Annotated in this window: 7 protein-coding genes and 1 pseudogene; all 8 read right to left on the bottom strand. The window is 28.0% G+C overall.

The genetic code is table 11. The features are described 5' to 3' along the window. Nucleotides 1-357: hypothetical protein (locus K324_RS14655; protein WP_036095408.1), on the bottom strand; the 357-nt coding region annotated here is incomplete at its 3' end. Between the two features lie 64 nt (nt 358-421). After that, on the bottom strand, nt 422-1237 hold the full coding sequence (locus K324_RS0108895) for an FHA domain-containing protein (protein WP_026748841.1): 816 nt from the start codon (nt 1235-1237) through the stop codon (nt 422-424). 21 nt (nt 1238-1258) lie between these two features. Continuing rightward, on the bottom strand, nt 1259-1690 hold the full coding sequence (locus tag K324_RS0108900) for a DnaJ domain-containing protein (RefSeq protein WP_026748842.1): 432 nt from the start codon (nt 1688-1690) through the stop codon (nt 1259-1261). A gap of 25 nt (nt 1691-1715) precedes the next feature. Beyond that, complete coding sequence (locus tag K324_RS0108905; protein ID WP_026748843.1) at nt 1716-2498, bottom strand: hypothetical protein; 783 nt, start codon at nt 2496-2498, stop codon at nt 1716-1718. Between the two features lie 276 nt (nt 2499-2774). Next, nucleotides 2775-3215, bottom strand: a complete 441-nt coding sequence (locus K324_RS0108910; RefSeq protein WP_021747023.1) for a hypothetical protein — start codon at nt 3213-3215, stop codon at nt 2775-2777. 197 nt (nt 3216-3412) lie between these two features. Further along, entirely contained in the window at nt 3413-5581 is a 2169-nt protein-coding gene (locus K324_RS0108915; protein WP_026748844.1) for a hypothetical protein, read from the bottom strand. Nucleotides 5582-5866: 285 nt separating this feature from the next. Further along, on the bottom strand, nt 5867-6652 hold the full coding sequence (locus K324_RS14660; RefSeq protein WP_051354430.1) for a hypothetical protein: 786 nt from the start codon (nt 6650-6652) through the stop codon (nt 5867-5869). Between the two features lie 151 nt (nt 6653-6803). Next, nucleotides 6804-8256 (bottom strand): annotated as a pseudogene (ltrA, locus tag K324_RS14665) (group II intron reverse transcriptase/maturase); the annotation flags it as partial. Between the last annotated feature and the right edge of the window lie 655 nt (nt 8257-8911).

An 8911-nucleotide genomic window follows, 5' to 3' on the forward strand; every position in this document is an offset into this window, starting at 1 on the left:
TCCTTCTTGACTTTTTTTCTTATTTTTACCCTCATCCAAATTAAAACTTACAATTCTTCCACCTATTTTTATTTTTGTACTGTTTGTAAATTTCAAATATTTATATCCTTCATCTCCTATCCTTATATTTGGCTTTAACATTGATAAAGGACTCATATCCAGTTCATCTTTTACAAATTCAACTGTATCTACATATGTTGGTAATAACACTATTTCACTTACAGTTGATGATATTTCATTATACTTTTTTTTACATTCATTTACTGGATTCTCATTAAAATTTTCAACATATTTATCAACTTTTTTTAAAATAACTTCTCTTTTACTAATAGGAGAAAGTATTATTAACGCTTTCATTTTATCACCTTCCTTACTTTATCATTTTTTCTTTTTCATAAAATTATATAAAAATAATTATTGTTTACTTTAACAACAATTTAGTTGTCGCTAAATATATAATATCACCTGACTCAACCTTTATTGGCGTATTTCTTTTTAGTTTTACCTTACGTCTATCTGATTTTTTTTCAATTCCACTTCCATTTTGTGATCCTAAATCTTCATAATACCAAACTCCATTTACCTTATTCAAAACACCGTGTGTTCGACTTACGAGGTTAGAATAGATTCCTTCACTTATATCAATATCTACTTTATTTCTAGGAGTTCTCTTCCCTATTAAAAGCGATGTCGCACGTCCTACCTTCCAAACTTTTATATCATAATCTTCTGAATTTTTTAAAATTATATCTTCTAGCTGATTTTTTTCAAGTTGATCAATTTCTTTAACTTTATCCAAAAATACCCCGTGTTCACGTTCTCTTTCTGTTTTGATTTCTTTTATTTCTTCTTCTATTTCAACTTTTTCTCTAAATCTCTCAATAATCAACAAATACAATGTTAAAACAATATAAATAAATATTGATACATAAAAACTTTTTACTGAATAGCCCGATAAATGTATATAAACAAATGTTAAAAATAAAACTATTAAAATAACTGTATTTCTTAATGTGAAAAAATTACTTTTTTTGCCACCTCTTGTTTCTAATTGCCTTTTTTCATAAATTTTTATTCCCTTATCAACAGATAAACTATTTTTTTCTTTTGAATCAGAATTTGCCAGTGAACCTGCAGAACGTCTTAAACTTTCAACTCGATAAAGACTTCCCCGTCCAACTGGCTGCCTAAATATTCCTCTTATTCTATTAACTGCACTTCTCAATCTCCACATCATTTATAAAATCCTCTTTCTTTTTTATTTCTTTTTTTTAGGATTAAAAAAGTTTTCAAAACTATTTTGCATATTAACTTTATGCTCCCTTGCCTTATCTTTATTATTTTTTCCTAAATTATCAGTACTAAACATATTTTCAAACATATTTTTAATATCATTCGGATTAAAAGAAAAACTTGAGGAAGCAGATGAATGATTGTATTCATTTTTTCTTACATTTTCTTTATCTTTTGTATATTTTGTATTATTATTTATTTTTTCATCATATTTTTTTCTTTTTTCCTTATCTCCTAATATTTCGTATGCTTCAGAAATTTTTTTAAACATTTCTTCCGCTTTCTTGTTATCAGGATTTCTATCTGGATGGTATTTTAAAGCCAACTTTCTATATTTTGCCTTAATTTCTTCATAAGTTGCTACTCTTGAAACATCTAAAATTTCATAATAGTTCATAATAAACCAAATCTCCTGTATATATTTATTCAATTGTTATTTTTTGTGGAATAATTCTTTTCTTTTCTATTATTCTACGTTCTCTACCTAGTATTTGTAATATCCTTAAAAGATTTTCGTATAATTCTTCATTTGTGTAGTCTATATTACTTAAATCCAATTTTCTATTTATATAAGCAATTATTACTTCTCTTTCAACATCTCCTTGCAAGCAGTTCACATAAAAATTAACATCATAAATGTCCAGTTCTTCTTTTTTTGCAGCTTCCATTCCCCATAATTTTAATATTGTTGGATGCAATGTACCATTTATATGATTTGATGAATATTTAGTATTTATTATTTCTAGCAAGTTAAAATCTCTTCGCAAATCTGTAAAATTATTGTAATCATTTCTCAATTCCGCACCAACTCTTGTTATAAATCTAGTTATTTCTATTTCGTCGTCAGAAACATTATCATAACCTTTTTCCAAAATAAATTCGCCTTCTCTAACAAAATATTTTTCTTGTTTTATATTAGAATTCAATTTTAATTTTAAAGTGTATCTATCTTCTTCCATTGGCATATCAAATTTATAATCTTCAGCCATCCAATATATTTCGCCATTACATTTTATAATACCTTTATTTACAATTACAATTTTCTCTTCAATATTTGTAGTCAATTCAAATCCTGAAATAATCCCATCTTGATATTTTGAATAAGTTAAACTCAATATCTCAAGAGGGTTATCTCTTAATATTTCAAATACTTCTTTATCTACATTATGTCCTTTTTTAAATATTGGATATTTATTTAAAAACATATTCTTTTCCTCACTTTTCTTTATTCTATATATTTTTATTACTCTAATTTTTATCATACTTCAAGCCTTAGCTTTTTAAATAAAACTTTGAAGGAATCATTAATTATACTCTAACTTTTTTAACATCAAACTATTAAAATTAAATATTTTTGCAATTTGAGTAAAATAATCATAATTTTTAAGTTCAATTTTAAAGTAATTTTATACAACACAAAATTTATTTTTTATATAAATAATAAAAGGATAGAACTTAAAAGTTCTACCCCCAATTCCCAATTAAACCTCTTCTGTTGCTTGGTATCCGCCTTCAATAGCAACTTCTTTTACTTTTTCTTTTTTCTGTTTAATTTTCAATGAAAATGTCCCAGTTCCAGCTTGATTTCCATATTCTTCAATATAATCTACGACAAAAACATTTGTCATATCAATTTTTCTCACCATTTGTCCTGCTGAAATAATTTCAAGACTTGCTTGTCTATAAGCATCTGCTGCTTCCGCTGGAACTAATGACCATTGAGCGACTTTTCTAGTATCGTCTTCTGCATCTCCAGTTGAAGCGGCTAATATTTTTCCACGAATTTCTAAAATAACTCCCAAGTCTGTTGCTCTCGCATTCGAGTCATCTGGTGTTTCAGAAATGTATTTCACATCCAAAATACTTTCTTTGTTCAACAAAATCTCATCATTTTGCCCTTTTACGATTAGTCTAAATCCCATAAAATTCCTCCTAATTTTTATTTTTTAACTATCCTAAAAATTTAAAATTCAATAAATCCAATTTCATTATTATTAACATATAAATTATTTAAAATTGAACAAAGAGTAATTCAATATCCATCATAAAATTACAATAATTGAATTTATATTTATAAAAATAGTTATTTTATATATAAATTATTTATATATCATTGTTGTTAATTTTGCTTATTAATTTCAACTTGCAAATTCTTGACATTACCTGCAAATGTAATATTTAATTGACAAATTCCATTTTCTTCATCGATAATATGAGTGATGTCGTCTCCTTTTTGCATAATTCCATTTACAAATTTTTGATCTTTTACCCATATTGATTTTTGACTTTCTGGATTTGTACTAAAGAACATATTTATCTTATCTTCTTTAAAATCTGTAGTAACAAATCGCAAAGTTCTTTCTATGAAAGTTGTTGTTAAAGTTTTATATAAAGGTTCGTATCCACCTTCAGAATTTCTTAATAATGTTCTTGCCTTATAAACTACAATATTTCTAATTTTTTCTTTTTGCAAATGAGCATTGTCAGATGAAAAAATAAATCCATAATTAAATTGATTAATTCTATCTTTTATTGAATTTGTAAATCCTGAAATTTCTTTAGACATAGTAGTTCGCACTTTATAAGAATTATCTTCAGCTTCAATATCAAACCTAACTCCTGGATATACTGGAGAAACTTGATTAAATCTATCTCTCAAAAAATTAGGACATTGAGAAGCTGCTATAATCCCAGCAGCAACATACGAACCATCAACATATACTCCCTCTATCCAAAATTTTAATAAGTCTTCTTGTTCTTTTGAAAGTGAAACTCCATTTTCATTCTCAAATTTCATTTTATAATCTAAAATCACTCCTGATTTATCTTTTGGAATTATTGTAAAATTTGGAATTACTGGAATTAAATACTCAGAGTAACTCTGATTTTCTAAAATTTGAGTTCTTTCAATATACTTATCTACTCCTGTTGTTGCAAGATTATCAAACGAAGTTTCTGAATTCCCTTCAAAATTGAAGAATACCTGTATTTTATATTCTCCCAATATAGTCATCAAATTTGTTAATACCTCAATAGTATTTTTATCCACTTTTTCTTCATTTTTTGTTCCACGAAATCTTTCACGTACTTTTTTTTCTGTTTTTTTAATATCTAAATCAACATTTGGATAAATTCCAAACCAAATTGTATTTTCAAAATCATTTTTTGCATTTACTGTATTCAAAAATGCTTTTAATCTTTCCTTATTTCCTGCTTTACTTATCATCTCAGATTTTACATTTGTAACTAATAATGTCGGACGCATTAATGGTACTTTTGTATCATATTGTTCAAAAAACATTTTTACACCAAGTAATTTTTCAATTAAAGGTTTAGCTATTTTTATAAAGTCTTCCTGTGCTGATTTATAAAAAGATAGATAATTATTATAATTCTCAACTTCTTGCTCTGGGTTTATATTAACAATATTTTTTGCAAGTGGTACAAATGTTCTTATAACCAAATCACTAATATACTGATTAGGTTCTTCGGATACATTTTCATAATCATCTTTAAACGCTTCTACTAATGCAGTCGTATTTTTTTCTTCAATCAAAGCTAATGACTTATTTTCTTCTTGTTTGTATTCTATAACTTCTAATTCTCCATTTTCTCCTACTTTAAGCATTCCTAATTTAATTTTTTCAGATTTTGAATCATTTTCATCATGTCCTATTAAAAGTCGTGTTTTAATGTCTTCAATTGCTAGTGGTAACATTCCAAGAACATTAGAATAATTTTGTGAAGCTTCTTCAAATTTCTCGTTTAATTTATCCCCATACTCCAATTTTTTAGGGTTTTCATCATCTAGTTCCTCATATTTACCATAAATATATGCAATTTCTTTTCTAGTTTGCTTTATATCCTCAATAACTTTTCGAGGAGAAATTAATTCTAAAATATTTTCAAATTTAAAATCTACACTACGATTCCCTTGTGATTTTCTAGCTTCTATTAAAGTATTAAGCATTTTAAAAAACGTATTACCATTATTAATCTTTATTTCTGTTATTAAATCTTCTGAAATTCCTTCAGGTTTTTTCAAAATATATCTAATACTTTGACTTTCAGCATCAAAATAACTGTACACTTTGGGATCAAATTTCTCCAAAAATTCATCAAAACTACTAACTAATAAATGACGATTAATTTCTATAATATTTTCATCGTCTAATGAATCCATATTTTTAGAATCATTAATAAGTGTTAAAATATCCATTTTTTCTGGATTAATTTCTTCAAACAAAATTGTCCGATTTGTTCGATTTATAAAATTTTTATCACTCATGATATCTTATTGCGAATTAATAAATAATTTATTAATTCTACTCCTCTCTAAAATTTTATTAAATATTACATCTATTTTTATTCTATTACCATTAATATATCTTTTTTTCAAATATTTGTCAATAATTAATTTTTTATTAGGGATAAATCAGCCAAGTTGTAATTCAAAAATATCTTTTTTTTCAAATATGTTTTTTTAATTTTTATAATATCACTTTATAATCTCATAATATCCTAATTTTATTTATAAAAATATTTAAAAATTATATAATTATTTATATAGATTCTATCGCTCAAAATCATCATTATCCAAATCTTGAATATCCTCTTTCCCTTTAATATTTTCTTTCTCTTTCATTCCTTCCTCTATCAGTTTATTAACCTCACTTAATCTTTCAATTTTTTCTAATAGTAAATCTGCTTTTTCAAAAGGCTTATTAACTTCTTCTTTTGCATTAGAAAATTCTTCCCTGTAATTTTCAAGTCTTACCTTTTCTTTTTCCAGATTTTCAGGAATTTTATCTAACAAATTATCCATTCTCGTTATATTTCCAATTGAATCTTTCCCAAAATCAGTATAATATTTTTCTTTGTTTTCCAATACACATTTATATTTTTTCTCATAGAAGTCAAAATTTGAAGACAGTTTAAATCCTCTATAACTTCCAATAATTTGAGGCTCATCAGATATTCCAGTGCTTTTTATAGCCTTTAAAAGTTCTTCTCCAGCTTCTTTTTTATCATAAATTTTTGTCCCATTAATTTCAATAGATGTAAATTTATCCTCATTATTTGATTTTAGCTCGATTTTAGAAATATCCTCCTTCACATTTTCAATATATTTTTCCATTTTACTAATTTTTACAGGATATTCTTTTGTTATTTTATCCTCAAGACGATATAGGTTTGACTTGTAATTGGCTTCAAGCATTCTTAACTTGTTTACTTCCATATCCAAATCCATTTTTTCCTTAATTAACGGATTTCCTGTTGCAAGTGCCTTTATTTCAGCGTAGTTTAATGAACTTTCGTCAACATCTTCTGCCACTCTGACTGGAGTTTTTGAAGTCATGATCTGGCTTATGAATTTTTGCTTATTTTCTATAGTTTGGTCGAGTAGGTCAGGAATATTGCTATTCCCTTCCCCTCTAAGAACCGTGCGTGAGAGTTTCCCCTCACACGGCTCAAGTTTTTATAAACTCTAATTAAAGAGCCAGCGTGGTTTCTTCTCTTTTATCAAAATATGCTTGCCAGTCTTCATCAAATGGATTTGCTTTGGCTTGTATCTTGGTAAATCTTCTAATATCTGTATCTGTGGCATATTTTAAACAGAGATAATATTTTTCTCCATTCTTTATTTTTCTTTCAGTTGCTACACTAAAAGTCCAAGTTCTATTTCCAATAATGTGAAAATATTTTTTAGCTATCCATTTTCTGCTTTTCTTCGGATGTCTACGAATACACCATTTCCACAAGCATTTGTAAACTTCATAGTCAAGTTTTTCAAAGGCTTTTGATGAAACATTGTATTTCTGATAATTTACCCAGCCTGTTATAATTGGGTTTAGTTTTCTAATCAGTATTTCTTGCTTCATTGATGGATTTTCCTTTATAACTTTTCTAATTTTATCAACAATAACCTTGAAGTTCTTTTTGGATGGTTTGGTAAGCAGCTTATCCTTATACATCTTGATATTGACTCCAAGAAAATCAAATCCATCATTTATATGTGTTATAAGTGTCTTTTCTTCAGACAGTTCCAAGCCTCTTTTGGATAAAAATTCTGTAATGATTGGCTTAACACCATTTTCAAGCAATTCTGCACTTTCTCCAGTAACAATGAAATCATCTGCATATCTAACAAAATTAACTTTTGGGAAATATGCCTTCTTATTCACTGTCCGTTTATGGTATTTATCTTTGATTGCTTTTTCTAAACCGTCTAATACCATATTGGAAATTATTGGCGATATTGGCGAACCCTGTGGACTTCCTGTTTCTGTTGGAAATAGTTTCTGTTTTTCTATATATCCACATTCGAGCCAAAGTTTTAATATTTTCTTATTAATTGGGATATTATTCATTATCCATTCGTGGCTGATATTATCAAAGCACCCTTTTATATCTCCTTCAAGCACCCACTTTGCAGATTTCTTTTTATTTAATGATGTGAAACATTGCTCAATAGCATCTTGTGTACATCTTTTGGCTCTAAATCCATATGAATTTAAATCCGCTGTTGTTTCTGCGGATAGGTTCAAGTGCAAATTTATATAGTGTCTGCATTGCTCTATCTTTCATTGTAGGAATGCTTAGAGGTCTTTTCTTACCATTTTTCTTTGGTATATACACTCTTTTTAAAGGTTGTGGTTTGTATCCTCTAAGTTTTAACTTTCCTATGGCGTTATACTTTGTTCGTGATGTTAGCCATAATTCACCGTCAATACCACTTGTTTTCTTGCCTTTATTTTCAGTTATTCTTTTTACTGCTAAGGCTTTTGCATAAAATGAAGTTGTGAGTAAATGCTGTAAAGATTTTACTTTTCCATATTTACTCATTTTCCACGCTTTCACAATACGCATTTGTAGTTTTTTAACATAGCTTTCGGCTTCTAAAAAATCTATACTTTCCCAGTCCTCAGCTCTGTTAGCAGCAGCACACATTTTACTGTTCATTTGCTTTCTCCTTTCAAAAATTCTACAAGTTCTCTTGTGATTAAAAACCTAATGGAAGTCTGCACTCTTTCGAGTTAAGGCAGATTACCTCTATCCGTCTCATTACAAGACGGCATTTGCTTTTTCCATTTTCCTCTACCTGCATTATTATCAGCAGTTCTTACGATTTGCCTTGCTTTTTAGCAATAATACAGGCTTACCATGTTCCACTTAATTAACATTGATAACTTAGGCTCCACCTCTTTGCCGGTAGTCATTTTGTCCGTGTAATCCTATTGTGGAAAGGATTATCCGACTACGCACCATTTTGGTTCAGGCTTATCAGCAACTTTAGCTCACCTTAACGACATTTATCAGCAGTTCACATATGTTAGCCATATTATCAAGCCTTGCTCCCTAACCGCCTTGTTGCTAGCAGTTTCGGCATTCCCTCACGGTTCAACCTCAAGTAGGGTTACTTTAGTATCGGCTTACCACACATAAGTGCAGTCAATACTTGGCTCAACTAACGGAATAGTTGGTTTGGTCTTATTGCCAAACAGTTAAATTAAGCGACTTCATGTCGCACCCACAAGTAGGCATCAAATGTATTTTCTGTTACATATCTATAAATTTCAACTTTTTTATTTTCGTTCCCTTGTCTGACTATTCTTCC

This window comes from Leptotrichia trevisanii DSM 22070 (assembly GCF_000482505.1).
Taxonomy (GTDB): Bacteria; Fusobacteriota; Fusobacteriia; order Fusobacteriales; family Leptotrichiaceae; genus Leptotrichia; species Leptotrichia trevisanii.

Excerpts from the sequence above, each read along its gene's own strand:
- K324_RS0108895 (WP_026748841.1), bottom strand. The coding sequence starts at position 1,237 with ATGATGTGGAGATTGAGAAGTGCAGTTAATAGAATAAGAGGAATATTT.
- K324_RS14660 (WP_051354430.1), bottom strand. The coding sequence starts at position 6,652 with ATGACTTCAAAAACTCCAGTCAGAGTGGCAGAAGATGTTGACGAAAGT.
- K324_RS0108910 (WP_021747023.1), bottom strand. The coding sequence starts at position 3,215 with ATGGGATTTAGACTAATCGTAAAAGGGCAAAATGATGAGATTTTGTTG.
- K324_RS0108900 (WP_026748842.1), bottom strand. The coding sequence starts at position 1,690 with ATGAACTATTATGAAATTTTAGATGTTTCAAGAGTAGCAACTTATGAA.
- K324_RS0108915 (WP_026748844.1), bottom strand. The coding sequence starts at position 5,581 with ATGAGTGATAAAAATTTTATAAATCGAACAAATCGGACAATTTTGTTT.
- K324_RS0108905 (WP_026748843.1), bottom strand. The coding sequence starts at position 2,498 with ATGTTTTTAAATAAATATCCAATATTTAAAAAAGGACATAATGTAGAT.